Below are 26,969 nucleotides of genomic sequence, written 5' to 3'. Positions count from 1 at the left end.
CCCGCTCCCGGCCCGTTTTCGGGCAGATGCCACCGACAGTTCTGCGTCGATGGACCGACTCGAGCGCGTTCGAACTCGGCGTGCTCGGCGTCGGGAACATCGGCATGGTTCACCTGAAGTCGGCGCTTTCGATGCCCGGCGTGGAGGTCGTCGCGGCGGCCGACGCGGTCCCGGAAAACCGCGACCGGGCCGATAGCGCCGGCGTAGCGCGGACGTACGACGACTACACGACGCTGCTGGAACACGAGGACCTCGACGCGGCGATCGTCGCGCTCCCGCCGTTTCTCCACGCCGACGCGGTCGAACGCGCCGCCGAGGAGGGCGTCGACGTCTTCGTCGAGAAACCGCTGGCGCGGTCGACCGAGGAGGCCGACCGGATGCTCGAGACGGCCCGGGAGGCGGGGATCGCCGTCGGCGTCGACCACACGCTGCGCTACCAGCCCGACATGGTCGGCGTGAAAGACGAGTACGACGAAGGCAGCGTCGGCCACGTGCCCTACGCCTCGATCACGCGGCTCAACGACCACCCGCTGGGGAAGCCGCCGGCCGACGAGGCGCCGCCGGAGTGGCCGATGGATCCCGACGCCGCCGGCGGCGGCTCGCTGGTCGAACTCGGCGTCCACTGTTTCGACCTCCTCGAGTGGCTGTTCGGCGACCTCGAGGTCCGAGACGCGACGATGGGTCGAACCCTCGACATTCCCGCCGAGGACGCCGCCACCGTCCTCCTCCGGGCCCCGGAGACGGAGACGACGATCACGCTCCACTGCGGTACCTACCAGTGGGAGCAACTCCCCGAGGTCAACACCCGGCTGCGCCTCGAGGGCGTGACGGGGACGGTCAGCAACCGGGACCACCTCCGGGACAACTTCTACGCGGGCGCGGCCAAGTCCGCGCTCTCGAACGTCGCGAGCCGGTTCACCGGCGACGAGCCCGACGTCTTCGGCCCCGCCTTCTACCTGCAGGCCCACTACGACGCGCTGGAAGACTTCTGCGAGGCCGTCCGTAACGACGAGCGGCCGCCGGTCGACGGCGCCGACGGCCGGCGGACGCTGGAACTCGCCGAGGCCGCCTACGAACTGGCAGCCGAGAGCGACGACTCAGATATCGAGACGCCGGAGGTGATGCCGTGAGCGTCCACGTGACCGGCGTCGACGATCCCGATCGACGCGGCGGCTGGACGCCCGATGTCGACCGCCGGCTGGGGACCCTCGAGTCGCCGGTCCGCACGGTCCTCGAGCCCTACGTCAGCTCGCTGACGGCGGGCGATCGGATCACGCTCGTTCCCGACGTCCACTACCCGTTCCACCCGTCCTCGGGGATGGTCACCGACCCCGCGGTCGTCGGCTCGATCGCCGGACGGCTCGGGACCTGGACCGACGCCGACGTTGCCATCGCGGGCGCGAGCGACGAGCGGATCGCGTTCGATCGAACCGCCGCCTACCTGGACTATCCGGCCGTCGCCGAACGGTTCGACGTCGACCTCGTCGACCTCGCGGACGGCGGCCGGCGCAACACGGTCGTCGCCGTCGGCGACGAGCAGGTGTCGGTGTCGGTCCCCGACCGGCTCGTCGAGAGCACCGTCGTCGTCGTGCCCACGCTGCGGCCGACCGAAGCCGGCCCCGTCGCCGGTGGCAGCCGCGCGCTCGGTCGGCTCGTGAGCAGCGTCGCCGACGCCGACCCCACCGCCGTCGCGGCGACGCAGGCTATCGAGCCGGCCCTCTCTGTACTGGACGCGACGACCGTCTACAGCGGCGACCCCGTCGCGGCCGACGCGCTGTTCGCGGGGCCGACGGCGCAGGTGGACGCAATCGGCTCGTCGCTGCTCGAGCGATCGATCGAGGAAGACCCCGTGCTTCGGCAGATACACGGCGACGACGAGCCGTCGATCTCCCTCGAGAGCGCCGCGGACGATCCCGACGCCGAGGTCGACCTCGCGGCGCTCAGACGCCGCTTGCCCGAGGGCGGACTGCCGCCGCGGGACGATACCCACCCCGCCGTCACGACCGCTTACCGACTGTACGCCGCAGTGGCCGGCGACGCCGTTCCGCCACAGCTCGAGCAGCGATGACGGGCGGCAAGACCGCCGCCGTCACCGGTGCGACTGGCTTTCTCGGCACCCACCTCTGCGAGCGGCTGCTCGCGGACGGCTGGGACGTCCGCGGCCTGAGCCGCCCCTCGTCGGACCGGGGCGACCTCGCAGACGCCGATATCGACTGGTACGTCGGTGACCTCTTCGACGTTCCGACGCTGCACGAACTCGTCGACGGCGTCGACGTCGTCTTCCACCTGGCCGGAATCGGGCTCTGGACCGCCGGCCCCGAGACCGTCTATCGGGTCAACGCCGACGGCACCGAGAACGTCCTCGCGGCCTGCCGGGACGCCGACTGCGGGCGACTCGTCTTCACGAGCACGTCCGGGACGCGCCGACCCGACGGCGACGCGGCGTTCGCCGACGAGAGCGACGTCACCGAACCGATCGGCGCCTACCAGGAGTCGAAGGCGGTGGCCGAGCGGCTGGTCGACGACTACGCGGCCGACGGCGGCGACGCCGTCACCGTTCACCCGACGTCGATCTTCGGCCCCGGCGACGAGGAGTTCACCGTCCAGTTGCTCTCGATGGGCCTCGAGCCGACGATGCCCGCCTACCTCCCCGGCGGCCTGAGCATCGTCGGTGTCTCGGACGTCGTCGACGGCCTGCTGCTGGCCGCCGAGCGGGGCGCCAGCGGCGACCACTACATCCTCGGGGGCGAGAATCTCACTTACCGGCAGGCGGTCTCGCGGATCGCCAACGCGGCCGACGGCTCTCCGGCCCGGATCCAGGTGCCCGCGACGGCGATCCACGCCGCCGGCCCGGTCGCCGAGGCGGCCAGCGCCGTCGCCGACGTGCGCGTGTTCCCGTTCGACCGCCAGATGGCCCGGCTGGCGACCGAGCGGCTCTTCTACACCTCGCGGAAGGCCCAGGCCGAACTGGGCTACGAGTACCGGCCGATCGAGGACCACCTGCCGGAGACCCTCGAGTGGTACCGGACGGAAGCGTAGGCGCGCCGAACGGAGAAGCCGGCAGCTATCGGCGAGTGACAGCGGCGGCGGAAGGTTTTCGTTCGCGTCTTTTGCCAGAATTTCGAGTCCGTTGTACGTCCTCGGAGCGGCGATTCACTCGAGTTCCGGCGCTTCTCGAGCGGGCCGGGTCGTCACCGGCTCGCCGGCGACCGTCTCGTAGACGTCGAGCATCCGATCGGCGGTCCGCTCGATGCTCACCTCGCGGGCGGCCTCGCGGCCGTTCGAGCGCTCCTCGCGTCCCAGGACGTCCACCAGCCCCTCGACCAGTTCGGCGTCGTCGGTCGCGACGCTGGAGGGATCGACGCCGGCCAGTCGTTCCCGGACGTCGCCGACGTCGAGGGCGACCACGGGCAGGTCGCAGGCCAGCGCCTCCTTGACCGAGTTCGGCGACCCCTCGCTGTCGGAGGTCAACAGGAGCGCGTCGGCGGCGTTCATGTAGTCGGGGACCGCGCCGTGGTCGACGCCGTAGACGGTCCGGAGTTCGACCGGTCGCTCGAGCAGGTCGTCGGCCGCCTTGACGATCCGCTTCGCCCGCGGGTAGTTCTTGACGCCGCGCTCGGGCGGGTAGGGGAACAGCACCTGATAGGCGTCGCCGACGTCGTCCCATCCGACCTTCTCGCGGGCCCGTTCTCGGGGTTCCGGCTGAAACCGGTCCAGATCGACGCCGTCGGGGATGATCCGACAGTCGCGGCCGAGTTCCTCGCGCATCTCTCTGGACATGACGACGACCTCGTCGCAAAGCGGCGCGCAGACACTGCTGACCGGTTTGACCGGGCCGTGAACGTCCGATCCCCACAGTGACAGCACCACCGGCGTCCGCAGCTGGGCGAGGGCCATCGGCGCCGTCAGCCCGTAGTGGGCGTGGATCAGGTCGTAGCCGTTGCCCGCCTCGCGGATCACGTCGGGGACGGTCCGGAGGTAGTCGACCGGACTGCGATCGACGTCGGCGGCGACCTCCCCGGCGACCGGCAGCGTCGTAAAGGAGACGCCGCGCTCCTCGAGCGCCGCCATCTGCTGGTTCATAAACGGTGCGTCGGCGTTCGCCGTGAGGGTGAGGACGTCCATTGCCGACTCTCCCCGAGTCTACCGACCGGCGGCGTTTTGTTATAGAGCGGTCAGCCCCGTCGCGGGTCCGATCAATCGCCGTCTACCTCCGGTAATCGGACTGAGAATTCCGTCCTCGACGACGAAACGATCGCTAGCGCTCGGGTTATCTTCACCTACTCTTATATATTTTCCACGGCGCTGTCGCGGCTCAGAATCGTCCGTTCACCCCGCCAGAACCCGTCCGTTGGACGGAGCCGGATCGACGCCGAATCGGTAGTCGACCGCTGATTTCGCGCGCTCGTCACACCCCTTCCCCGTATCCAACACTCCGCGAGCCGCGTTTCGCCGAGAAAAGCGCGCGCCGAGGCTCGCGACGGCGGCGATCGTCGCTCTCGCCGGCCCGATCGACGTAGCCGTCCTATTACAAAACGTCGCTCCGGGCTACGCTCTATCGATGCGGATCCTCGTCTTTGCCAATACGCCCGCACACGTTCATCTGTACCGACACGCCGTCGACCGCCTCGCGGACGCGGGACACGACGTGCTCGTGTTGACTCGGGAGTACGCCTGTACGACGGACTTACTCGAGTTCTTCGGCATGCCATATCGGGTGTACGGCGAGCACGAGACCGACGGCTACTCGACGGCCAGATTCGCCCGCGAGCTCGGCGGCCAGTTCTACACGATCGGTCGCGAGGCGCTGCGGTTCGATCCGGACGTCGTCTTCGGCCGCGGCCCCTACGCCGCGTACGCGGGAACGTTGACCCGCACGCCGGTCGTCCTCGTCCTCGACGACGAGCCGGGCGATTTCAACCACACCGTCTCCCGGCCCTTCGCCGACTGTATCCTCTCGCCCGCCGTCACGCGGCGCGATCTCGGCGACGACCACTACACCTTTCAGGGGTTCATCGAGTGTTCGTACCTCCACCCCGACGTGTTCGAGCCGGACGCGAACGTCCGCGAGTTCCTCGGCGTCGACCCGGACGAGCCGTACGTCCTCGTCCGGTTCAACGCCCTCGACGCCCTCCACGACACCGACCTCGAGGGGTTCCGCCCCGAGCAGCGCCGCGATCTGATCGAGCGCCTGAGCGAGCACGCGACCGTCTTCGTCTCCGACGAGGGTGACGAGATGGACCTCAGCGAGCTTCCCGCGCGGCCGTACGACCTCCACCCCGCCATGATCCACGACGCGATGGCCGAGGCCGATCTGCTGGTCGCGGACACGGGGACGATGGTCAACGAGGCCGCGCTCCTTGGCACGCCCGCGTTCCGCTACCGGGGCACCGACGACCACGAGTACGGCGAGTTCCAGGAACTCGAGCGCGCCGGTCTCGCCGAGCAGTTCGACGACTACGCCGCGGTTCGCGACCGCTCGCTCGAGATCCTCGCGGACGACGGCGTCGGCGAACGCTGGGAGCGCCGACGTCAGGAGTACGTCGCCGAGCTGGTGAACCTCTCCGATCTGCTCGTCGAGGTCGCCCTGTCCCGCGGCGCTATCGACCGGCTCAGTTCGCCGACCCGCGGCGCATTACAGCCCAAACGGCGCGAGCAGCCGCAGCTCTGAGACGGTCGGAACGCTCGGCCGGCAACGGCAAGTGCGATATGTAACCGCCCGTCCGTTGACTGTTCAGCCACACGATGTATCAGAACATTCTGCTCGCGACCGACGGGAGCGACGCCGCTCGTCGAGCGACCGAACACGCGATCGAACTCGCCGACCAACTCGGAGCCAAGCTCCACCTCCTCTCGGTGTCCGAAGACGGCCCCCAGGCGACGGATAAACAGGACGAGATGCGAACGGACCACCAGGCGGAGGCCAACGAGGCCGTCGAGGAGGCCGAACGGACCGCCGAGTCGCGCGGGGTCGATACGTCCACCGTCGTCCGTCACGGCGTCCCCCAGGAGGAGATCGTCGACGTCGCCGAGACGAACGCGATCGATCTGATCGTCATGGGGACCCACGGCCGCTCGGGACTCGATCACCTGGTCACCGGCAGCGTCGCCGAGGAGGTCGTCCGGAACGCGACGGTTCCGGTCGTCACCGTTCGAGAGTAGTCGTAGCGCCTCGTTCGCGAGGGCTGGGCGGCGATCCGCCGCTAATGACGGATTACACTCCGGGTACGGAATCGATAATTAACCACCGCGATCCAGAATCCCGCGCTATCGTGGCCGTACGGTTTCCGACGAGTCGCGGGCGCTCGGCGGCCGATCGACCGGACCGCCGGCCGCTCCGGGTCGGTTTTGCGCAGCCGCGTCCCCGGCGTTCGCCAGCGGAGGCGATCGGACGATGAGCGACGGGACCGCGACCGTCGCCGGCGACGTCCTCCGGGTGCTCGTCGTCGGCGACGCGCGGCGGATCGACGACGCGACGGACGCCCTCTCCTCGCAGCTCGAGTCGATCTCGATCGTCAGGGAGCGGACGCTCGCGACCGCCCTCGAGCGGCTCGCGCAACTCGAGATCCACTGCGTCGTCTGTCCGTTCGAGGCGGGGGCCGATCCGTCGCCGCTCGCGGCCGTCCGCGACCGGAACGACGAGGTGCCCGTCGTCGCCGTCGTCGACGGGACGGCCGCCGAAGCGGCCCTCGAGGCAGGCGCGACCGACGTCGTCGAAGCCGACGATCCGCCGTCGCTCGTCGCGACGCGGGTCAGGAACCTGGCCGATCGCTATCGTCTCGAGACCGCCCCGAACCGTCGCGACGGGTCGCTGCTCGATCGCTCCGACGCGCTCGTCTGGGTGGTCGATGCGGACGGCGACCTCGAGCGCGTCAGTCCGGCGGTCGAACCGCGGCTGGGGTACGCGCCGACCGAACTCGAGCGGACGCCGCTGGCGCGACTCGTCCACCCCGAGGACCGCGAGTCGGCGACCGACCTCCTCGAGACCGCGGCGGCGGCCGCGTTCGGGGCGACCGAACGCGAGACCGTCCGGCTCGGTCACGCCGACGGGACCTGGCGCGTCTACGACCTGCGCTGTACCAACCGGCTCGGCGACCGCGCCGTCGACGGGCTCGTGTGCACGCTCGAGGCCGCGCTGGCCCGCGACCCGGACGGTCCCGCTCGACGGGCGCTCGACCGGTTCGACGAGCCGGTGTTCTCCCTCGGACCGGCCTGGGAGCTCCGCTACGCCAACGCGGCCACCGATCGGCTGTTCGACGCCGACGGATCGGTCGAGCCCGGAACCGTCGTCTGGGACCTCCTCGACGACGCCGTTCGCGGCCGGTTCGCCGAACGGCTCCAGGAGGCGGCCGCGACGGAGCGGGTCGTCACCTTCGAGACCCCGTATCCGTCCCTCGAGACCCGGATGTCGGTGTCCGTCCATCCCGGCGCGGACGGTGTCACTGTGTACGCGCGCGAGGCGGACGCCGCGGCCTCTCCCGTCGATCGCGAGCGGCTCGACCTCCTCGAGTCGGTCGTCGACGCCGTCGAGGACGGACTCGTCGTGCTCGAGGGGTCGACGATCCGCTTCGCCAGCGCCGGCCTCTTCGAGTCCGCCGACGCGGAGCCGCTGGTCGGCCGGGAACTGGACGCGCTCTTCGACGACGACCTCGCCGCGGCGGTTCGCGAACGGGCGTCGGCGACGGTCGCCAGGTGGATGGAGCCGCTCTCGGGGACGCTCGCCCTCGACGGACGGGCGGTCGACGTCTTCGTGGCGCCGCTCTCGGACGACCGGGTCCTCTGTGTCGTCCGCGACAGGCGCCGTTCGGCGGCGGCCGCGCTGTCGACCGTCGGGGAGACGGTCGCGACGATCCGGGCCGCCGACTCGCCGGCCACCGTTCGGCGGGCGACCGTCGACGCGGCGCTGACCTGTGCGGGCGCCGACCTCGCCGCGTGGTACCTCCGGGAGGACGACCGTCTCAGGCCGGCGGCGGTCGAAACGGCGTCGGCCGCCGGTTCGGTCGACCTGCCGCCGATCGATCCCGACGAGACCGAGCTGCTCGAGCGCCTCGCCGAGGCCGAAGCGGAGACCGATACCGACGAGGCGGGACGAGGAACGGGAACGGCCGTCGCCTTCGATCGCTCGGAACTCGAGTCCGTGCTCGCAAGTGCCGGAATCAGAGCCGAACGGGTCGTCGCCGTCCCGGTCGGCGACCGCGGCGTGGTGCTCGCGACGAGCACCGAGCCGATGGCCTTCGGGGAGCGCGACCGATTCCCGCTCGAGATCGTCGTCGACGCGGCCGCGACGGCCCTCGAGGGCCTCGAGGGCGCGGCGTCGGCGCAGTCGTGTCGGACGAAGCTCGAGCGCCTCGAGTCCGTCGTCGACCGCTGTCGCCGGCTCCGCGAGATCGAGCGGACGCTGCTCGCCGGCGAGACGCGCCGCGAGATCGAGTCCTCGCTCTGCGAGGCGCTCGTTTCCCTCTCGTTCGAGGAGGCCCCCGGCACGATCGACTTGGCCTGGATCGGCGACGTCTCGGCCGGCTCCGACCGCATCACGCCCGATGCCTGGGCCGGGCGGAGCGGCGACGCGATCGAGTCGCTGTCGGTCCCGATGGACGGCAACGGCGGATCGACGCATCCGACCGCGAGAGCGGCGACGGCGCTCGAGCCGACCGCCGCTGCGGACGTCGACGCCGCCGACGCGACCGAGGCGTGGGACCGTCTGACCGCCGAACGCGAGTTCCGATCCGCGCTGAGCGTTCCGCTGGCGATCGACGACTTCTGTTACGGCACCCTCACCGTCTACGCTGAGCAGCCGGCGGCGTTCGACGACGCCGCGCGGGCGGTCTGTACCCACCTCGCGACGGTCACCAGCCACGCGATCGCCGCCGTCGAGCGCAAACGGGCGCTGCTCTCCGAGCGCGTCACCGAACTCGAGATCGTCCTGCAGGGGGCCGACGAGCCCCTGTCGGCCGTCGGCCACCGACTCGATCGCCGACTCGACGTCGAGGCCGTCGTTCCGCGATCGTCGTCCGGTTCGACGGTGTTCTGTACCGCGACCGACGTCACCGAGGACGCGCTCCGAGCGGCCGTCGAACCGGTGTCGGGCGTCGAATCCGGACGGATCGTCGGCGAGCGGCCGGACGCGTCGCTGCTCGAACTCGTCCTCACGACCTCGACGCTCGCGACGACCCTCGCCGAGCACGGCGGCGTGTTGCGCTCCGTCGTCCCGGTCGACGATCGCACACGACTCGTCGTCGACCTCTCGAGCACGGTCGACGTCCGGTCGTTCGTCCGCCTGATCGAGCGCCGCCAGCCGGGGGCGAACCTGGTCGCTCGCCGGGAACGCGACCGGTCGGTCCAGCCCGCCCGCGCGTTCGACGCCGAACTCCGCACGCGGCTCTCGGAGCGACAGCTCCGGACCCTCGAGACCGCCTACTACGGCGGCTTCTTCGAGTGGCCCCGCGAGAGCACCGGCGAGGAGATTGCCGATTCGCTCGGCGTCTCCCAGCCGACGTTCAGCCGCCACCTGCGGCTGGCCCAGCGGAAGGTCTTCGCGTTGCTGTTCGACGAGCGACCCGACGCCGCCGAGGAATAGTATCAAAACCCGTGTGGGTATTAGCGGCTTACTGCGGCTTAAATCGGCGAATCGGTGTGTAAGGCACTATTTCTTCCGCCGACCGACGTTCAGGAACGACGACGCGTGAATAGATATAGGGGGTCTCACCGGCACCGGTTCCGTGTATAGCGTCTACCACCATGTACTCGCGGCCGAATTCAGTAGTCGATGAGCGAGTTCGCGGTAACGAGGAATTACAGCCGGTATCCGGCAGGAGGGATCAATCTGTGAGCATCGACGTCACCGAGTACGAGGACGACCGCACGGGAATTCGGTCGCAGGCCGACGGCGGCATCGTCACCCAACTTCGCCTCGACCACTCGTCGCTGTTCCTGCGACCGACCCTCCGTCGGGCGACCGACGTCACCGTCGAGCCCGAGTACTGGACCACCGTCGGCGCGGGTCGGACGCTCGTCTTCTGTAGCGTCTCCGGCGACTCGTTCGAGGACTTCGAGTCGGCGCTCGAGCTGGATCCGACGGTCACCGATCCGGTGCTCGCGGACCGCTACCCCGACCGGCGCGTCTACCGGGTCGAACTCACCGACCGAGCGGTGACGTTCATCGCGGCGACGGCCGAAGTCGGCGGCCGACTGCTTGACCTCTCGAGTTCCCGAGACGGCTGGCGCGTCCAGCTCCAGTTCCCGAGCCGGGACGATCTCGTCTCGTTCAACGACCACTGCCGCGACCGCGATATCTCGGTTACGGTCGACCACCTGCGACTCTCCGACGACGAGGACGACTGTGTCGTCGCCCTGACGGAAAAACAGGAGGAACTGCTGGCCGTCGCCCACGAGGAGGGCTACTTCGACGTTCCCCGCGGCATCTCCCAGGACGAACTAGCCGACCGGCTCGGCGTCTCGAAGTCCGCGGTCTCCCAGCGGCTCCGACGTGCGATCGGCGAACTCTGTGCGTCGAAACTCTGCTGAGCCGTCGCTCCGTCTTGTACTGAGCCGGCAGCTACGTGTTCTATTCTTAGTGTCCTGCCGATCGGTCGCGATACGCGCGCACGAAATGAGAAAATTCGGCTTCGAATCGGGTCCGCTCGCCGACCCGGCCCCGTTCGTCGTCGCGCCCCGCCGATCCTCGAGTCTTATTCCTCGGTCTCGTCCTCGTCGTCTTTCATCGAGCCGAGCTGCGAAACGAGCTCGTCGGTCGAGGCGTCGGACTCGAACGACAGCTGTCCGTCGTGATCGTTTTCGTGGACGTTGACGGCTTCGACATCGTCCTCGTCGTCCGCCGTCTGCTGCTGTTGCTCGGATTCGTCGTAGCTACCAAAACCCATAACACGCACTTCACCAGCGACTACCAAAGGTGTGCCGATTCGATGCGTCCCCGCGGCGAATCCCCACATTTCGGGTCGCCGACGTGACGGCGCCGCCCGGGTCGCCCGACCGCGTTTCCGGACCGCCGCCGCCGCCGCGCCCGCCGGTGGTTTCGACCGGAACCCCGGTGTGTTCGCCGGTCGGTTCCGGCCTCGGGTTGCGCGCTGCGGAGTCCGCGGGATCTCGTCGCGTGATGGGTGCCGATGGGGAGAACGGACCGGCTACACCGGGAACCGGAGGTCCCGGTCGATCGATTCATTCTTGATAGTGTTTCCTTTACGACCCCCGCTATCAGTAGGGACTCGATCGCGCTCTCTCGCGAGTCTCCGCGAGCCTGAGATCCGAAGCCGCTATCGTCGGCGCGTTCCGTGCTGTTTTCGTCGGTCTCGGTCCGCCCGTTCGGTTGCGGTTCCGTACGCAGTAACTGTTTGTTGTTTGGTTGACATACTGGTTATAGAACCCGGCTTCGGACGAATTATCGCCGGTTTTTCTGCTCGAATTGCACGGATATGTTCGAAACGTGGTCGAATCGATGAGTGTCCCGAATTCGTATATCGGGGAGGGAGAGCCGAGATCGACTGTTACCCGTCAACTACCGCCTCCAGTAGTCCGTCTATAGTAATGAGTGCTGCTGGGAAGGGTTGCAATATGTCCGTGTACCGCCCGCCGTCTCGAACAGTCGCCCCGGAAGCGCACCGATCGATGGCGCTATCGCGAGCGGCCGTTCGATCTCCCGTCTCCGCAACTGCGACGTCCCGTTCGATAACTGCTGTGGCGCTCCGGGGGGGCCGCGCTCCCGGACGACCGTACGGGGGGTGACCGTCGATGTGTGGAATCATCGGCCGCGTCGGCGACGGAAACGCCTTCGAATCGCTGTTGACCGGCCTCGAGAACCTCGAGTACCGCGGCTACGATTCGGCCGGCATCGCCGTCCAGAACGGATCGGGAATCAACGTCGAAAAGCGCTCCGGCAAGGTCGACGAGCTGCGCGAGTCGATCGACGACACGCCGCTGGAGGGCTCGGTCGGGATCGGGCACACGCGCTGGAGTACCCACGGCCCGCCGACCGACGAGAACGCCCACCCGCACACCGACGAGACGAAAGACGTCGCCGTCGTCCACAACGGCATCATCGAGAACTACGCCGAGCTCAAGTCCGAACTGGCCGACTACGGCCACGAGTTCACCAGCGATACCGACACCGAGGTCATCCCCCATCTCATCCAGTTCTATCTCGACGAGGGGATGGACAACGAGGCGGCCTTCCGCCGCGCCATCGACGAACTCGAGGGAAGCTACGCCGTCACGGCGATGCTCTCCGGCGAACACGTCCTCTACGCCGCTCGACAGGGATCGCCGCTGGTCGTCGGCATGGAGGACGGCGAGTACTTCCTCGCCAGCGACGTTCCCGCTTTCCTCGAGTACACCGATAGCGTCGTCTACCTCGAGGACGGCGACGTCGTCATCGTCGACGACGACGGCGTCGAGTTCACGGACCTCGACGGAAACCCGGTCGTTCGCGAACCCGAGACGGTCGAATGGGATCCCGAGCAGGCCGGGAAGGGCGAGTACGACCACTTCATGCTGAAGGAGATCCACGAGCAGCCGACCGCCCTGAGTCAGGCCCTGGAGGGACGGATCGACACCCAGAACGGCCGGATCGCGCTCGCGGACTTCGATCCCGGAACGTTCGCGGATATCGATAGCGTCCAGTTCATCGCCTGTGGAACCTCCTACCACGCTGCGCTGTACGGCTCGCTCGCGCTGAAACAGGCCGGCGTCGAGTCGACCGCCCTGCTGGCCAACGAGTACAGCGTCTCGGCGCCGCCGGTCGACGACGACACGCTCGTAGTCGCGGTCACCCAGAGCGGCGAGACGGCGGACACGCTGAACGCCTTGCGCCGCGCCGAGGCCGAGGGGGCGATGACCGTCACGGTCACGAACGTCGTCGGCTCGACCGCCGCTCGCGAGGCCGACGAGGCGCTGTTCATCCGGGCCGGCCCCGAGATCGGCGTCGCCGCGACGAAGACGTTCTCCTCCCAGGCCGTCATGCTGACGCTGCTGGGCCAGCGCATCGCCGCCGATCGCCACGGCGACCCGCCGGCCGACCTCGATACCCTGTTGCCTGAACTGGCCGCGATGCCCGACGCGCTCGACGACCTGCTCGCGGAGACCGACGCCGAGGCGATCGCCGAGCGCTACCACAATAGCCGGTCGTACTTCTTCATCGGCCGCGGACTCGGCTTCCCGGTGGCCCTCGAGGGCGCGCTGAAGTTCAAGGAGATCACCTACGAGCACGCCGAGGGGTTCGCCTCGGGCGAGCTCAAACACGGGCCGCTGGCGCTGGTGACGCCCGATACGCCGGTCTTCGCGATCTTCACCGGTCAGGAGGACGAGAAGACGCTGAAAAACGCCGAGGAAGCGCAGACCCGCGGCGCGCCCGTGGTCGCCGTCTGCCCCGAAGACCACCGGGCCGTCGACGTCGCGGACGCCCACCTCGAGATTCCGGAGACCGACGCCGACCTCGCGGGACTGCTCGCGAACGTTCAGTTGCAACTCGTCTCCTACTACGCGGCCGACCTCCTCGACCGACCGATCGACAAGCCCCGTAACCTGGCGAAGAGCGTCACCGTCGAATAACCCGCGGTCGAGGCCGACCGCCGTTCGTTTTCTCTGTTCCCGACCGTCTCCGTCCGACCGGACTCGAACTCGAGTAGCTGACCGTCGCGTCCGAATACGCGAAAACCGAAAATCGAAAACTGACCGGGCCGCGTCGTACCCGCTGCTCGCGGATCGAACGCGTGAGTACCGAGTACGAGTCGACGAGGCCGCGGGAACCGAAACCACCCCCATAGTTCCGGCTCCGAGCGGCGTCGTCGGGCTCCAGCCCGCGACCCGCACTCGAACCGTCGGAACCGCGCTGGAGGGGACTGCCGCGATCGTATCGGGTCTGATCGACTCCCTCCACCCGATCTAGCTATTCGCCGTGGTATAAAGCCCCCACTTGCTACCGATGGTTCCGGTGCCCGTCCCGCCGTTCAGACGCCGTCGACCGGATCGATGCGATGGACCGGCGGTTCGCGTCGCGCTATCCGTCGCGTTCGACGACCTCGCCGGGCCGCGTCGTCGCTCCCGCGGCGAGTTTCAGCCCGGGAGTCAGACTCGAGTTGATACCGGTCTTGGCGCCGTCGCCGGCGACGACGCCGAACTCGCATCGCCCCGTCGGGACGCGCTCGCCCTTGACGGTGAGTTCGACGATCGCCCCGTCGTGGCGTCGGTTCGCGACCGTCGTCCCGGCGCCGAAGTTGACGTCGCGCCCGAGGACGCTGTCGCCGACGTACGAGAGGTGGCTGACCGAGGTGTCGCGTGAGAGAACGCTGTTCTCGATCTCGACGGCGTTGCCGACCTCCGCGCCCTCGCCGATCAGCGTGGCGCCCTGGACGTAGGCGTTCGGCCCGACGGTCGCACCCGAGCGGATCAGGACCGGTCCCTCGATGACGGTTCCCGGTTTCACCGTCGCCCCCTCCTCGACGACCACGTCGCCCTCGAGGTGGGCGTCGTCGCTGACCCGGCCGTCGGTCCGCCGGTCGAGATCGGCGAGCTTCCACTCGTTGGCCGCGAGGAGTTCCCAGGGGCGGCCGACGTCGAGCCACTGGTCGAGGGCGATCGGCGTCACCGCGAACCGATCGAGCACTCTCGCGAGCACGTCGGTGATCTCGTGTTCGCCGCGCTCGCTTTCGGGGACCTCGAGCCACTCGCGGGCGCGTTCGGGGAAGGCGTAGGCGCCGGCGTTGGCGAGGTTCGTCGGCGGCTCCGACGGTTTCTCGGTGATGTCGTCGACGACCCCGTCTTCGGTGCTGAGGACGCCGTAATTCCGCGGCTCGGCCACTTCGACGGCGCCGACGGCCGGACAGTTCGCGAACAGTCGGTCGATCGCCGCCGGATCGTAGAGGTTGTCGCCGTTCAGGACGGCGAATGGTCCGTCGATGTGGTCTTTAGCGGCGGCGACGGCGTGGGCCGTCCCGGCCTGTTCGGTCTGGACCGCGTACGAGACCGGGACCCCGCGGTATTCGTCACCGAAGTAGTCGCGAACGGTCTCGGCCTCGTAGCCGACGACGAGGACGATCTCGTCCGCCCCCGCGTCGATGGCCGCGTCGACGGTGTGGGCGGCCAGCGGCCGGTCGGCGACCGGCAACATCGGCTTCGGTAACGTCGCGGAGAGCGGTCTGATTCGCGTTCCCTCACCCGCCGCAAGAACAACGGCTTGCATTGACGGTCCCTTCCCGGATTCGCCGGATAATTATACAGCTACTACTGCCGTCGGGCGTTTTCCGGTCGTTTCCGTCGTATTCCGGCCCGTCGAGGCCCGCTGTCGCCCGATTGCAGTCGATGAATTCGTCCTCGGCCGACTTCCGCTCGGGGACGACTGCGATCGTTCGCGCAACGCGTCTCCGGGATCGGTCGCCGAACCGACGCTCACGCCGGGTAAAACAGTCCGTTAATCCAAAGAAATATTGAATTTCTACCGTGAGAGAGGGTAACACTGCTGTTTGTCGAACAGTCTCGCGAGACTGATTTTCTCGACTGATATCCGTGCGATCGGCCGAGCGGCGGGATTATGCAGTCTATAGTAAATACCGTTCTGTCGCTACGAGTTGTTGATGTCGACGGAACCAACCGACGCGAAGTGGACGCCGATGACGTCCGGCCAGGAAACGACCGCCCCTCGCTGTGTCAACTGTGGGAACCAGGTGACGCGTCAGTTCGCCCGCGTCTTCGGGGATAACCGCGACGTCGTTCACGCCTGTCCCGACTGTGCGACGTACCGCGAAATGAAAACGTCGGATTTCATCCCGAAGGAAGCCCGCTGATTTCGTTCGTCGTTCGTCAGGTACCGCGTCCGTTCTCGAGCGATCGACCGTCTCCGCGAGCAGTCGGATCGCCGGCTGTCGGTCCCGACGTCGCCGCCGGTTCCCGCTCTCACCGGGCCGCGACGAGGCCGCGAGCGTCGACCGGGCGGTCGTCCCGGCCGGCGACCGTCCGCCGTCCACGGTCCGCGTCGAAGTCGACAGCCACCGCTCCTCGCCGTTCCGCTCCGACGGCCGCCGAGTCGAGCCGGCGCGTCGTCGATCGTTCGCTCCACATTATCCGTTCGATATCCGGGTTAGCCGCTCCCTAGATTTCTGAACTGTCGATATCGTATATACGAACCGCCCGTTTTGATCCGGGTACGAATGGAGACAGTTCGTCCGCTTTCCGGCCGCCGGTCCGACCGGACCGCCGCAGTCGCGGACCGACCGTCGGCCGATCCGCCGTTCGGTCCGGGTATCGCCCGCACAACGCGACGCGAGTCGACCGCTCGGGGCCAGCGATGAGCGCGACCGAACCCGACTCCGAGGTCGACACCGACGACCCGGATCCGACCGAGTCGCTGACCGAACTGCCGCCCAGTTCGAAACTCGTCTACAAGGTCCTCGAGTACGAGGGGTCGATGACTCAGGAAGAGATCGCCGCCGAGTCCCGGCTCTGCGCTCGAACCGTCCGGTACGCGCTCGGCAAACTCGAGGACGCGGGCCTGGTCACCAGCCGCGTCCACCTCGAGGACGCCCGGCAGTCGAAGTATCAGCTCGCCGATTGACCGTCCGAGCGCCGCCGGTTTCCACCCGCGGGCTCAGCTGTGTTTTTGGTAGCGGTCGACCACCAGATCGATCCCGAACGAACCCGACGTGATCTCGTAGTGCGTCTCGAGACGGGGGTTGAACTTCGCCTTGTATCGGTTGATGCTCGGGACGCCGGCGCCGACGAGGTCGTACCGCTCGAGCCCGTCGCGAAGGCCGTCGCGCATGACGTGCCAGTCGAGCAGGTCGTTGATCGGGACGTCGACGTCGGTATCGGGTTTGACCCCGCCCTGCCACCGGTAGCGGGTCCGCTCGGATTCGACCACGAGGATTCCGCCGACGAACGTCCCGTCGACCCGACAGACGTACGGCCGGATCGCGCCGTCGGGCAGTTGCTCGTGCATCGAACGGGCGAATTCCGTGCTCAGCTGGAACGGCTTGCCCTGGCTCTCGTAGCGGGCCGCGACCTGCTCGACGATGCGCTCGACATCGTCCCCGTCGCCCTCTTCGACGACGTAGGCGTCCGGGTCGGCGTTGCGGACGTTGCTCCGCGCGTCGCTGCTGAACCGCTTCAACAGGTCGTCCTCGCTCCCCTCGAGGTCGACGACGTAGGTGTAGCCCGGTTCGACGGTGTACTCGTTCCAGGTGAACGTCCGCACGTCGTCGAACTCGGCGGTGACGAACTTGGCGTACAGCGGCGAGAGCTCCTGATCGATGTAGGCGAGACAGCCCTCGAGGAACCGCCGCGTTCGGCGGTCGGCCTTGCGCTGTTTGAGTTTGTCGACGTTCAGCAGCGCCGGCCCGAGGTAACAGGACCACGAGAACGGCGCCGGCGAGAACGCGCCGGTGACCGGTCCCTTCCCGTACTCGAAGACGGGGAAGAGCCCGATCGGCTCCTGGCCCTTGAACCCGGCGAGCAGGTGCGGCGTCGTCCCGGTGTCCGTCGCCTGCAGGCGGAGCGCTTCGGCTCGGTAGAACGGGTTCGTCCCGTCCGAGCGCTCGACGTATCGATTCCACCCGTCGGCGTCGGTCTGCGGATCGAGCGTGGTGACTTCGATACTCATCGTCAGAGATACCCCAGGTCCGAGAGATGGTCTTCGACGGCCCCATCGTCGGTCGCGCGGATCGGATCTGGTTCGTACTCCGGGTACGTCGTCTCCTCTCCGGCGTCGACGACCGGCAGCGCCGCGCCGTCCATCTCGGCGTCGATCGGGACGTCGAACAGCGCACAGATCGTCGGCGCGACGTCGAAGATCGTCGCTCCCCCGAGCGAGACCGACTCGTCGACGTCGCTCCCCGCGGCGGCGACAATGCCGGTTCGCTTGTGGTTCCACGGCTCCATCGGCTCGCCGAACTGCTCGGTGCCGACGTCGGCGACGATCGCGTTGTCGAAGTCGGCGGGGACCGTCAGAATGTCCGGCGCCTCGTCCACGTACGGCCCCTCGAAGTACGTCTCCCGCGGCTCGACGGCCTCGAACATCGGCTCGCCGTCGGGCGTTCGAACGGCCGAGAGCCGGTCGATCAGCTCGGATCTGACCGCTTCGTAGTCGGATTCGGGTACCTTCCCGTTCGGTTCGCGGCCCTCGAGGTTGATCCGCACGCCGAGTTCGCTCTTCGAGCGGACGTACGCCGTCGATTCGGGGAAGTCGACCCGCTCGCTCGCCGCCTGAATCATGCCGTTTGGAACTCGCTTGCCGATCGGCTCCTTGAGTCCGACCGTATCGAGCGCCGCGGCGACTCGCTGGGTCGTAATCCCGACCTTCGCGGCGGCGTTCATCGCGCGCTCGAGCGCGCTCGTCTCTCCGTCGCCGGCCGTCTCGCCCTCGAGCAACTCGTTCTCCCACGTCGTCGACCAGTTCGGCATGCCGCCGCCGCTCTCGACCGCGACGTACCCCTGCTCGCGCAGGAACTCGTTGACGCGGAACTCGTGGCCGGTCACTTTGCCGATCCCGTGATCGCTGACGAGCAAGACGTTTTCCGGGTCGGTTTCCGCGAGCGTCTCTCGAAGCTGCCGATCGACCGCACGGTAGACGGCCTCGATGGCCGCCTTGTCGCCCGGCCGCTCGTGGAAGACGGTGTCGGTCGCCTGGAACTGGAGGAACCCGAACTCGGGCTCGATCCGTCGAGCGAGGTAGCGAAACGCAGAGCCGCGATCCTCGATCGTCCGCTCGTAGCTCTCGATCGACTGGTCCGGCGCGTCGGTCCCCTGCGGATAGACGTGGTAGCCGTCGCTGGCCAGCTTCACGTCCTCGAGGATCCCTTCCGGATGGCAGGGGGGATTCTCCGGCGCGGTCAGGCCCGGAATCAGCGCGCCGTCGAATTCCCGCGGCGGATGCGTGACGGGGACGTTGACGACGACGCTCGAGAGGCCGTACTCGTCGAGTAACTCCCAGACCGGCCGCTCCCGGACGTGGGTCGCGTTCACCACGTCCCAGTCGTAGCCGTCGAACGAGAGGAAGTCGTAGACGCCGTGTTTCCCCGGATTCTTTCCCGTGTAGACCGACGGCCAGGCGCTCGCCGTCCACGGCGGGATCTGTGACTCCAATGGGCCGCTCGTCCCGGTCTCGATCAGCCGCTCGATCGTCGGAATCTCGTCCGCCTCGAACAGCGGTTCGAGCACCGATCGACAGCAGCCGTCGAGCCCGACCACGAGCAGCTCGAGTTCAGTTTCGGTTGCCGAAGCTCCCATAGACACGGGAGGGACTCTCCCCTGTTTTGTTATCCGATTGTTTTGTTCCCGTATGTTTAGACTGCTCACGGCAACGACGGGTATTTCCGATGGTGTCCTCGAGTAATTATCTATTGCCCAGACTTTGTGATATGGTTTCGATACCCACGATCTCGTCAATCCCAGCATTTCGGTCGAGAGGGTCACCGCGATATATACCGTCCTTCGATGGGATACCACCATGATCAGTGAGCAGCCGTCGCTGCTCGCCCGAACGCCGGCCGGCCGGCGGGCGACGGGAATCGGACCGGTCATCGAGCGTTACACTACTGATTTCGCGTTCTACGGCTCCGGAAAGGCAGCGCTCTACGATGGGCTCGCCGGACTCGTCTCTCCCGGCGAGAACGTCCTCGTTCCCGCGTACCTGCCGGACGCGGTCGTCGAACCGTTTCGCGATCTCGCGCTCGAGCCCCGGTACTACCGCGTTCGGGAGACGCTCGCCCCGAACCGCGCCGACCTCGTCGAGCGACTCGACGACGAGACGGCCGCGGTCGTGACGGTCGACTACTTCGGGTTTCCCCAGTCCGGGCTCGAAGCGGTCGCGTCGCTGCTCGACGACCGCGACTGCTACCACGTCGACGACAACGCGCACGCACCGATCAGCGTCGATAACGGCACGTTACTCGGCACCCGAGGCCACCTCGGTATCACGAGCCTCCGAAAGCTGTTGCCGATTCCGGACGGCGCCGTCCTCTACTGTAACGACGAGTCCGTCGCCGCTCGACTCGAGCCGTCGTCGTTCGCCGGCGTCCGCGACGAGCTCGGGGTCGACGACTGCCGGCACGTCCTCGAGTCGGTCGCCGGCGACCTCCTCGAAGCGAACGCGACGGTCCGCCGGACGGTCGAGCGGCTGATCGCCGAGCGATCGGCGTCGGTCCCGGATCCGAAGGCGCGGTACGAGGCCGGCAAGACGCCGATGTCGAGGGTCTCGGCGGCCGTCGTCGACGCCGCCGATCCGACGGCAATCCGGCGCGCCCGCCGGACCAACTACCTCGCGTGGCGACGCTGCTTCGATTCCCGGTCCGGCGTCGAAATCTACCACGAAACCCTTCCAGAGGGGATCTGTCCGCAGGTCTTCCCTCTCCGGACGGACTCGCCGCAGCGACTCGTCGCGGCGCTCGAGCGGTGCGGGGTCGCCGCGCATACGTGGCCGCGACTCGCCGCGACCGTCCGCGACGATCCGGCCTACGCGGTCGCGCGGCGACTGGCTCGAGAGACCGTCGCCCTGCCGGTCCATCAGGGAGTCGACCCGGCTGCGATCGAGGCCGTCGCCGACCGGCTTCGATGGTGAGTCGCGAACGTTAGTCGACCCGCGCCGCGGCGGTCAGCTCCCCGCGGACGTCGTCACTGAGCGTGTAGGTCCGTTCGGTGGGCCGATCGAGGACGCCCTCGGTCCGCAGTTCCGAGAGGAGACTCTGAACGGCGACCGTCGATCGATCGACCCGTTCGGCGAGGACCGCCGTCTCGAGCGGTCCGTCTCGGGCCAGGACGGCCAGCGCGCGTCGTCCGGTCGCCGCCGTACACTGGGACTGCCCGGCCGCCGTCTCGAGTCGCTCGTCGATCCAATCGCCCTCGAACAGGGCTTCGAACGACGGGCCTTCGCTCGCAGTTGTCGCCCGTTCGTCTCGCTCGGCCTCGTTTGGTTCGGCCGCGTTCGGTTCGGTCTTGTTCCGTTCGGCCGCATTCGATTCGGCCTTGTTCCGTTCGACCGCGTTCCGTTCGAACCCCGTCCGCTCGGTGTCGTCTCGCGTGGTCCTGTCGCGGTCGCCGTCGCTCGTCGCCTCGTCCCGCTTCTCGAGTTCTTCGCGGATCGACGTGAACCCGAACTCGATGGCGTCGCCGCCGGCGTGGACGATCTCGTCGTCCGACTCCGTCGTGGTCGTCTCGGGCTCGGACTCGGTCTCCTCGAGTTCGCGAACGCGATCCAGAAGCCGCTCGTTTTCCTCGCGGAGTCGCTCGACGGTCTCCGTTCGCGACTCGAGGGTCGTCTCCAGCGTCTCGATGCGCTCGTCTCGCTCCTCGAGTTCCGCTCGAAGCTCGTCGCGCTCGTCCTCGAGGTCGACGATCTCGTCGTGGAGGCGACGCAGTTCCTCGTCGCTGCCGCCGCCGAGTTGGGCCTGGACCGTCTCCTTCCCGGTCAGCGCGTCGGCCATCTGCTTGGCCGCCGACGAGACGTCCCGCGCCGACTCGAGTTCGTCCTCCAGGGTCTCGATCCGCTTTTCCTTCTTCTCGAGTTCGTTCTCGAGTTCGTTGATCCGGTCCTGCTCGCGCTCCTTGCGCTCGGAGATGTTCTCGAGGTCACCGACCAGCGCGTCGGAGACCGACTTCAGTTCGGGTCGCTCGAAGTCGTCGAGTCCGGGGGTCGCGCCCGCGTCGAAGGTCCGCTTGCGGCGGAACTGGACCTTCCGGACGTCGACCTCGGTCCAGTCGGTCTGGACGAACGCCTGCCCGTCGTTCAGTTCGGAGACGAGTTCCGAGTACTCGGTGTCGATGATCCGCCCGACGACCTTGGTGTCGTTGTCCCAGGTCAGCCGGTGCCAGACGAGCCAGTTGGCCTGCGTGATGAAGTCCTTCTTGACGTCGGCGGGCCGCTGGCTGATCCCCAGAATGCCCAGCCCGTGTTTGCGGCCGCGCTTGCTGATCTTGATCAGCAGGTTCCCCGTCTCGCCGACGCCGCCACCCTCCGGGATGTACTCGTGGACCTCCTCGACCACGAGGAGGAAGGGCTTCTTCATCTTCTTCTCCTTGACGAACAGTTGGCGAGCGATCTTGCGCAGCAGTTCGTCGGCCACGTCCTCGTCGAGGTACCCCGAGACGTCGAGAATGATCGGGACGTTCTCCTCGAGTGCGAGGCTCGCCATCTGTTCGGCGTGCTCCGGGCCGATCTGGATGTCGCACTCCTCGTCGGCGCCGGCGTGGAGCATCTCGTACTCCTCTTTGAGCCCGTAGTACTCGCCGTCGGTGTCGACGATCAGGAGGGGGAAGCCGGCCTCGAGTAACTCCTCGGCGATGACCGACGCGGTGTTCGACTTCCCGGATCCCGACTTGCCGGTGACGAACCCGCGACCGGTCAGCAGTTCGACGACCGGGAGCCGCAGCTCCGACCCGTCGTCGGTTTCGCCGACCAGAATCTGGCGCTGGTCGCTCACCGACCACTCACCTCGAGCGCGCGCGACGTAGTCATATATGGGTACACTCCCAATACGGCACCTTGAATATTGGCCTCGTCCGGTGATTCCACCGGTCCTCCGGACCGGTCGCTGTTTCCTCTCACAGTCGAGGCGGTGTACAATGTGTGAACTGTCTACACTGTGTCGAGTATCTTCCGTACGAATGAATCGATTTTCATACTACCAACCTGACGTCCTGTACAACTGTATCTGCTCGAGCTGTCGGTTTCGTATACCGCCTGGAATATTAGACAGTTCAAACTGTGTGAACATTCTAAACAGTGGAGTGTCGCCCTCGAGTTCGACTGACAGGAGTCGGTCGCCTCGGCGTTTCAGTTCGGTTCCTCGCCGTACGAGTACCGTGTACAATTCGTAGGCTGTGTGCACCGCTTGAGATTTGCACACGCTCTACACTTTCTACAATGTCTAAACTGTGTAAACCTCTTAAAATACCAATAACCGATTGTAAATCTGGTATCCTGATTGAAGACCGGCTGAGAACTACACCGTCTACACTGTGTCGAGTCATATGGGACGGCACACCGTTCACACAGTATAGAATGTGTAGACTGTTTCCACTACTGTTAAGTTATCTTACCCGAATGATAGGCGTGTTACTCGTCGCGTCCGATCGCGTCGATCACGACCGTGACTGATCCAATGTCTCCACTGTGTAGACGGTTTCCACCTCGAGCGACGTTCGCGCGGACGGCTACCGACCAGATCCCGCTCGACCGACACAGTCTAAACTGTGGACACCGTTTGAACCGTGCTCGAGGCCCGAACCGTTTAGACTGCTTCCGACGTTCGGACCGTGGACGACCGTGTCCGCAGCGACCGCGGAACGCCGTCCGCGGAATCCCGCTTCGAACCGATCGGGGCCGACCGCCCGCGGATTCAAGACGGTTTGCACATTCTACACAGTGTACACGGTGGAAGCGGTTTCCAACGTTCGAACCGTTCGCACCGCTCCCGCTCGAGATCGGCCGCGGCGACGGACCTTCCCACGCATGACGACTGAAACCCCACGCGCCGTCAGCGTCGCCCTGCAGAAGGGCGGCGTCGGCAAGACGACCCTCGCGATCAACCTCGCCGAACGACTCGCCAACCGCGACAACGACGTCCTGCTCGTGGACTTAGACCAGCAGGGCAACGCCACCGAAGGCGTCGGCCTGAGCGACGCCTACACGAGCGACGTTCACATCGGGGACGTCTTAGAGGACAGTACCGAGACGACGCTCGGCGACGTGATCCGCTCGGCTGGCGCGTTCGACGTCCTACCGGCCCACGAGGATCTAGACAGCGTCGAGAACAGCATCCGCAGCGCGACCTTCGGCGAACTCTGGATCCGAAACGAGATCGTCGATCCGGTGCTCGGCGAGACCTACGACTACGTCGTCGTCGACTCGCCGCCGAACCTCGGGCCGCTGGCCGACGCCTCGCTCATCTCCACCCAGAACGTCATCGTCCCGCTGCGGATGAGCGAGCCCAGCGTCAGCGGCTTCGAGCGGATGTACACCCAGCAGATCGGGCCGATCCGCAAGGAGATCGATCTCGACATCATGGCGATCGTCCCCAACTCGCTGGCCGGCGACAACGAGGAAAAGCGCATCATCACCGACTTAGAGGAGTCCCAGTTCGGCGAGTTCCTCCCCCAGTTCGCCCGCTCGGAGCACTTCGACGATCCGGACTCGCCCGGCCCCGGCCTGCGCGAGCGGATCGCCTTCCGCCGGGCCTGGCGCGAGGGCGTCCCGCTCGCCGAGTACGACCCCGACAACGACATGCTCGACCGGTTGGACGAACTCGCCGCCATCGTCGAGCGCGGAGGTGTCGACGATGCCCGATGACAACCGCTTCGCCGGACTGAGCGATGCCGTCGAGGACGACCCCGGCGAGGGGTCGGACGCCGAATCGGCGGCCGACGAGTCCTCGAGCAAGAAGACCGATTCGCCGACGGTCGAAGACGATCCGTCCGTATCCGACTCCGAGACCGGCGGCGACTCGAGCGGGTCCGAGTCGGACTCGAGCGCCGAGACGGCGGAATCCGATGCCGATGGTGAGGACGATACCGGCGATAACGATCCGACGGCGTTCCCGTTCGACGCGACCGAGAAGAAGACGGTGTACGTCCGTCCGGAGACGCTCGCCGATCTGGACGACGCGCGCGCGTTAGTAGATGCACAGCTGCGGACGGACCACGACGTTCGCGATCTGACCGGTCGCGAGTTCTACGACGCCGTCTTTCGGCTCGCGGCCGGGGACACCGAGGGCGTGATCGACGAGGTCCTCGAGGCTCGAGAGGAGTAGCTACTCGTCGGCGACGCTCCCGTCGACCCCGTCAGCCTCGTCGTTCGTGCCGGTGTCATCGGTTTCGTCGACATCGTCGGCTTCGGAGCCCTCGCCGCGTTCGACGTTCTGCTCGCGGATCGTCATCCCCTTGCGACCGAGGTGCTGGAGCTGTTTGCGGGCGAAGTCCTCCTCGCGGGTCCCTCGCGTCGCGAGCACGTAGACGAGCGCGCCGCCGGCGGGGCGCATCGTCCGCCCGGCCCGCTGGGTTCCCTGCCGCCTCGAGCCGCCGAGCCCCGAGGCGACGATCGCCAGGTCGGCCGTCGGGAGGTCGATCCCCTCGTCGCCGACCCGCGAAACGATGAGGAGGTCCCGCTCGTTCCGGCGGAACTCGTCGAGCAACCGCCGGCGCTCGTGGTGGGGCGTCTCGCCGCTGAGGAAGGGGACGTCCAGCGCGCTCGAGAGCTCTTTCCCCTGTTCTAGGTAGTCGACGAACACCAGCGCCTTCGAGTCGGGGTGGGCCGACAGCAGGTATCGCACTTCGTCGACCTTCCCGCGGTTCTTCGCGGCGATCCGGTACTTCTCCTGGCCGTCCGCGGAGGCGTAGGCGTTCCCCTGCTCGTCGTCGCCCCACGGAACGTAGCGGATCTCGAGTTCCGGTTCGGCGACGAAGCCGGCCTCGAACAGCGCCTCCCAGTCGGTGCCGATCGGCGGGCCCACGAGGGTGAAGATCTCCTGCTGACGGTCGTCCTCCCGGATCGGGCTCGCAGAGAGGCCGAGCCGGTGTTTGGACTGCAGATGGGTACTCCGGCGGTAGACGTCCGACGGGACGTGCTGGCACTCGTCGAAGATCACCAGCCCCCACTCGCGGTCGTCGAACAGCGAGCGGTGCCGATCCATCCCCGCGATCTGGTAGGTCGCGATCGTCACCGGGCGGACCTCCTTGCGCCCCCCGTGGTACTGGCCGATCTGCTCCGGTTCGAGCGACGTGTACTCGAGGATCGTGTCGGCCCACTGTCGGGCCAGATCGCGACTCGGTACCAGAATCAGGGTTTCGCCCTCGACGTGGGCCATCGCCCCCATCGCGGCGACCGTTTTCCCGCTGCCCGGCGGGCCGACGAAGACGCCCTCGCCGGCCTCCGCGAACCGATCGACCCAGGTCCGCTGGTAGTCCCGCAGTCGAACCCCGAGATCGATGGGAAGTTCCTCGCCGGACTCGAGTTCGCGGTGATCCTGTACCGGGTAGCCCGCCTCGTAGAGGATCCGCTTGATCGCGGCTTCCGAGCCCTCCCGGACCCAGTCCTCGGTATCCGAAATCGGCGCGTGGACGTGTTCCTCGTCGAGCTTCTGGCGGGCGACGTTCCCCATCACTTCGGGGCTCTTCGCTTCGAGAACGGTGTAGCCGTCCTCGTGGGTCGCCAGCCGGAACTGGTGGGCCCGATCCCACTGGCTGCGGACCCACTCCTCGAGTCCCTCCGAGCGCTGTCCGAGGGCCTGGCGCATCGTCCGGGCCAGGTTCTCCCAGGAGTCGTGGGGCGCCTGCCAGATGTCCTCGGGCCTGACGACGTAGCGATACCCCTGGTCGCCGTTCCCGTCCGCGAGGTGGGCGAACTGGGCGAGCTGTGCGCGAGTGAACTGGTCCGGCCGGTCGACGATGATCTCGCGGCGCTTCGGAAAGACGACGACGCGCTCCCGGTCGGTCAGATCCTCGAGTTCGCTGGGATACCAGACGACGGGATCCGTCTCGACGGAGAGTCGTTCGACCTCGTTCCGGTCCGCGAGGGTCTCGAGCGCGTTGCGGGCCCGTTCCTGGGGAAGTTCGAGCGCGCGGGAGAGTGCCGCGGCGGTGAGCACGGGTCGACCAGCCTCCTGCGATGCGTCGTGGAAGTCCGCGAGCGTGAACTGCTCGTCTCCGGTGGGATCGTTGTCCCCGTCGGCCGCTGGATCCTCGGGTCGCTGGCTCTCGCCACCAGTCGCTTCCGAAGCACGTTCGTCGGTCACTGACGGTCGTAACGGCGGTGCGGGTAAACCGATTTCGTTCGACGTGATTGGATGGACGGTAAGTGATCTATGCTAAAGAACAGATGAAGCGGTGGTGTGTCCGCTTGTGAGAACACATGAAACAGTGGTGTGTCTGCCGTTCCTCTCGAGTCTGACGAAGCATGTGCTGTGTTATCGTAGCAGAGCAGATGAAGCGGGGGTGTCTCACTCTCGAGAACAGTCGAATACGGGGGGACTGGTCTCGAG

Annotated in this window: 20 protein-coding genes; 13 read left to right on the top strand and 7 right to left on the bottom strand. The window is 67.3% G+C overall.

From position 1 onward, the window contains the following. Nucleotides 1–26 precede the first annotated feature (26 nt). The 3 genes from C477_RS16020 to C477_RS16010 are packed head-to-tail and all read left to right on the top strand — an operon-like array spanning nucleotide 27 to nucleotide 3,039. Complete coding sequence (locus tag C477_RS16020) at nucleotides 27–1,130, top strand: Gfo/Idh/MocA family protein (RefSeq protein WP_008895567.1); 1,104 nt, start codon at nucleotides 27–29, stop codon at nucleotides 1,128–1,130. Continuing rightward, nucleotides 1,127–2,068, top strand: a complete 942-nt coding sequence (locus C477_RS16015; RefSeq protein WP_008895566.1) for a hypothetical protein — start codon at nucleotides 1,127–1,129, stop codon at nucleotides 2,066–2,068. Before C477_RS16020 ends, C477_RS16015 begins: the two co-directional genes overlap by 4 nt. Further along, nucleotides 2,065–3,039, top strand: a complete 975-nt coding sequence (locus C477_RS16010) for an NAD-dependent epimerase/dehydratase family protein (RefSeq protein ID WP_008895565.1) — start codon at nucleotides 2,065–2,067, stop codon at nucleotides 3,037–3,039. Before C477_RS16015 ends, C477_RS16010 begins: the two co-directional genes overlap by 4 nt. A gap of 114 nt (nucleotides 3,040–3,153) precedes the next feature. Here C477_RS16010 and C477_RS16005 read toward each other — a convergent pair whose 3' ends face one another. Beyond that, the gene (locus C477_RS16005; protein WP_008895564.1) at nucleotides 3,154–4,125 is read right to left on the bottom strand and encodes a glycosyltransferase; all 972 of its coding nucleotides are present in this window, start codon (nucleotides 4,123–4,125) and stop codon (nucleotides 3,154–3,156) included. 436 nt (nucleotides 4,126–4,561) lie between these two features. On the opposite strand from C477_RS16005, the gene C477_RS16000 reads away from it, so the two are divergent. The 4 genes from C477_RS16000 to C477_RS15985 all read left to right on the top strand — a co-directional run bounded on the left by C477_RS16000 (nucleotide 4,562) and on the right by C477_RS15985 (nucleotide 10,524). Continuing rightward, nucleotides 4,562–5,671, top strand: coding sequence for a DUF354 domain-containing protein (locus tag C477_RS16000; RefSeq protein WP_008895563.1), 1,110 nt, complete (start codon nucleotides 4,562–4,564; stop codon nucleotides 5,669–5,671). Nucleotides 5,672–5,745: 74 nt separating this feature from the next. Beyond that, on the top strand, nucleotides 5,746–6,162 hold the full coding sequence (locus C477_RS15995) for a universal stress protein (protein WP_008895562.1): 417 nt from the start codon (nucleotides 5,746–5,748) through the stop codon (nucleotides 6,160–6,162). Between the two features lie 232 nt (nucleotides 6,163–6,394). After that, a complete protein-coding gene (locus tag C477_RS15990; protein ID WP_008895561.1) occupies nucleotides 6,395–9,577 on the top strand; it encodes a bacterio-opsin activator domain-containing protein in 3,183 nt (1,060 codons plus the stop codon). A gap of 248 nt (nucleotides 9,578–9,825) precedes the next feature. Then, the gene (locus C477_RS15985; RefSeq protein WP_008895560.1) at nucleotides 9,826–10,524 is read left to right on the top strand and encodes a helix-turn-helix domain-containing protein; all 699 of its coding nucleotides are present in this window, start codon (nucleotides 9,826–9,828) and stop codon (nucleotides 10,522–10,524) included. A 164-nt stretch (nucleotides 10,525–10,688) separates the two neighbouring features. Here C477_RS15985 and C477_RS15980 read toward each other — a convergent pair whose 3' ends face one another. Continuing rightward, complete coding sequence (locus tag C477_RS15980) at nucleotides 10,689–10,880, bottom strand: DUF5786 family protein (RefSeq protein ID WP_008895559.1); 192 nt, start codon at nucleotides 10,878–10,880, stop codon at nucleotides 10,689–10,691. Between the two features lie 865 nt (nucleotides 10,881–11,745). Between C477_RS15980 and glmS the strand changes: the two genes are divergently transcribed. Further along, nucleotides 11,746–13,560 carry a glutamine--fructose-6-phosphate transaminase (isomerizing) gene (glmS, locus tag C477_RS15975; protein WP_008895558.1) on the top strand — a complete coding sequence of 605 codons (1,815 nt, stop codon included), beginning with the start codon at nucleotides 11,746–11,748 and terminating at the stop codon, nucleotides 13,558–13,560. 448 nt (nucleotides 13,561–14,008) lie between these two features. Here glmS and glmU read toward each other — a convergent pair whose 3' ends face one another. Beyond that, nucleotides 14,009–15,190, bottom strand: coding sequence for a bifunctional sugar-1-phosphate nucleotidylyltransferase/acetyltransferase (glmU, locus tag C477_RS15970; RefSeq protein ID WP_008895557.1), 1,182 nt, complete (start codon nucleotides 15,188–15,190; stop codon nucleotides 14,009–14,011). 391 nt (nucleotides 15,191–15,581) lie between these two features. On the opposite strand from glmU, the gene C477_RS15965 reads away from it, so the two are divergent. Together C477_RS15965 and C477_RS15960 are read left to right on the top strand one after the other, a co-directional pair. After that, nucleotides 15,582–15,791: a DUF7563 family protein gene (locus tag C477_RS15965; RefSeq protein WP_008895556.1), complete on the top strand. Its 210-nt coding sequence runs from the start codon at nucleotides 15,582–15,584 to the stop codon at nucleotides 15,789–15,791. Nucleotides 15,792–16,291: 500 nt separating this feature from the next. After that, a complete protein-coding gene (locus tag C477_RS15960; protein WP_008895555.1) occupies nucleotides 16,292–16,558 on the top strand; it encodes a winged helix-turn-helix domain-containing protein in 267 nt (88 codons plus the stop codon). 33 nt (nucleotides 16,559–16,591) lie between these two features. On the opposite strand, the gene C477_RS15955 is transcribed toward C477_RS15960, so the two are convergent. Together C477_RS15955 and C477_RS15950 are read right to left on the bottom strand one after the other, a co-directional pair. After that, nucleotides 16,592–17,602, bottom strand: a complete 1,011-nt coding sequence (locus C477_RS15955) for a lipid II:glycine glycyltransferase FemX (RefSeq protein ID WP_008895554.1) — start codon at nucleotides 17,600–17,602, stop codon at nucleotides 16,592–16,594. Nucleotides 17,603–17,604: 2 nt separating this feature from the next. Further along, complete coding sequence (locus C477_RS15950) at nucleotides 17,605–19,227, bottom strand: alkaline phosphatase family protein (protein ID WP_008895553.1); 1,623 nt, start codon at nucleotides 19,225–19,227, stop codon at nucleotides 17,605–17,607. A gap of 220 nt (nucleotides 19,228–19,447) precedes the next feature. Between C477_RS15950 and C477_RS15945 the strand changes: the two genes are divergently transcribed. After that, nucleotides 19,448–20,557, top strand: a complete 1,110-nt coding sequence (locus C477_RS15945; RefSeq protein WP_008895552.1) for a DegT/DnrJ/EryC1/StrS family aminotransferase — start codon at nucleotides 19,448–19,450, stop codon at nucleotides 20,555–20,557. A gap of 10 nt (nucleotides 20,558–20,567) precedes the next feature. On the opposite strand, the gene C477_RS15940 is transcribed toward C477_RS15945, so the two are convergent. Continuing rightward, nucleotides 20,568–22,415, bottom strand: a complete 1,848-nt coding sequence (locus C477_RS15940) for a helicase HerA domain-containing protein (RefSeq protein ID WP_008895551.1) — start codon at nucleotides 22,413–22,415, stop codon at nucleotides 20,568–20,570. 1,031 nt (nucleotides 22,416–23,446) lie between these two features. Here C477_RS15940 and C477_RS15935 point away from each other — a divergent pair. Both C477_RS15935 and C477_RS15930 read left to right on the top strand, forming a co-directional pair. Further along, nucleotides 23,447–24,283: a ParA family protein gene (locus tag C477_RS15935; RefSeq protein WP_008895550.1), complete on the top strand. Its 837-nt coding sequence runs from the start codon at nucleotides 23,447–23,449 to the stop codon at nucleotides 24,281–24,283. Next, the gene (locus C477_RS15930; protein ID WP_008895549.1) at nucleotides 24,273–24,743 is read left to right on the top strand and encodes a hypothetical protein; all 471 of its coding nucleotides are present in this window, start codon (nucleotides 24,273–24,275) and stop codon (nucleotides 24,741–24,743) included. Before C477_RS15935 ends, C477_RS15930 begins: the two co-directional genes overlap by 11 nt. Here the strand turns inward: C477_RS15930 and C477_RS15925 are convergent, their stop codons facing one another. Beyond that, nucleotides 24,744–26,723 carry a DEAD/DEAH box helicase gene (locus C477_RS15925; protein WP_008895548.1) on the bottom strand — a complete coding sequence of 660 codons (1,980 nt, stop codon included), beginning with the start codon at nucleotides 26,721–26,723 and terminating at the stop codon, nucleotides 24,744–24,746. Nucleotides 26,724–26,969: the final 246 nt, after the last annotated feature.

Source organism: Haloterrigena salina JCM 13891, assembly GCF_000337495.1.
GTDB classification, from domain to species: domain Archaea; phylum Halobacteriota; class Halobacteria; order Halobacteriales; family Natrialbaceae; genus Haloterrigena; species Haloterrigena salina.
This window is presented reverse-complemented; position numbering and strand designations above follow the sequence as displayed.

Bases quoted from the DNA above. Each gene is read 5' to 3' on its own strand.
- C477_RS16020 (WP_008895567.1), top strand. From the start codon at position 27: ATGCCACCGACAGTTCTGCGTCGATGGACCGACTCGAGCGCGTTCGAA.
- C477_RS16010 (WP_008895565.1), top strand. From the start codon at position 2,065: ATGACGGGCGGCAAGACCGCCGCCGTCACCGGTGCGACTGGCTTTCTC.
- C477_RS16005 (WP_008895564.1), bottom strand. From the start codon at position 4,125: ATGGACGTCCTCACCCTCACGGCGAACGCCGACGCACCGTTTATGAAC.
- C477_RS16000 (WP_008895563.1), top strand. From the start codon at position 4,562: ATGCGGATCCTCGTCTTTGCCAATACGCCCGCACACGTTCATCTGTAC.
- C477_RS15995 (WP_008895562.1), top strand. From the start codon at position 5,746: ATGTATCAGAACATTCTGCTCGCGACCGACGGGAGCGACGCCGCTCGT.
- C477_RS15990 (WP_008895561.1), top strand. From the start codon at position 6,395: ATGAGCGACGGGACCGCGACCGTCGCCGGCGACGTCCTCCGGGTGCTC.
- C477_RS15980 (WP_008895559.1), bottom strand. From the start codon at position 10,880: ATGGGTTTTGGTAGCTACGACGAATCCGAGCAACAGCAGCAGACGGCG.
- glmS (WP_008895558.1), top strand. From the start codon at position 11,746: ATGTGTGGAATCATCGGCCGCGTCGGCGACGGAAACGCCTTCGAATCG.
- glmU (WP_008895557.1), bottom strand. From the start codon at position 15,190: ATGCAAGCCGTTGTTCTTGCGGCGGGTGAGGGAACGCGAATCAGACCG.
- C477_RS15965 (WP_008895556.1), top strand. From the start codon at position 15,582: ATGTCGACGGAACCAACCGACGCGAAGTGGACGCCGATGACGTCCGGC.
- C477_RS15960 (WP_008895555.1), top strand. From the start codon at position 16,292: ATGAGCGCGACCGAACCCGACTCCGAGGTCGACACCGACGACCCGGAT.
- C477_RS15955 (WP_008895554.1), bottom strand. From the start codon at position 17,602: ATGAGTATCGAAGTCACCACGCTCGATCCGCAGACCGACGCCGACGGG.
- C477_RS15950 (WP_008895553.1), bottom strand. From the start codon at position 19,227: ATGGGAGCTTCGGCAACCGAAACTGAACTCGAGCTGCTCGTGGTCGGG.
- C477_RS15945 (WP_008895552.1), top strand. From the start codon at position 19,448: ATGATCAGTGAGCAGCCGTCGCTGCTCGCCCGAACGCCGGCCGGCCGG.
- C477_RS15935 (WP_008895550.1), top strand. From the start codon at position 23,447: ATGACGACTGAAACCCCACGCGCCGTCAGCGTCGCCCTGCAGAAGGGC.
- C477_RS15930 (WP_008895549.1), top strand. From the start codon at position 24,273: ATGCCCGATGACAACCGCTTCGCCGGACTGAGCGATGCCGTCGAGGAC.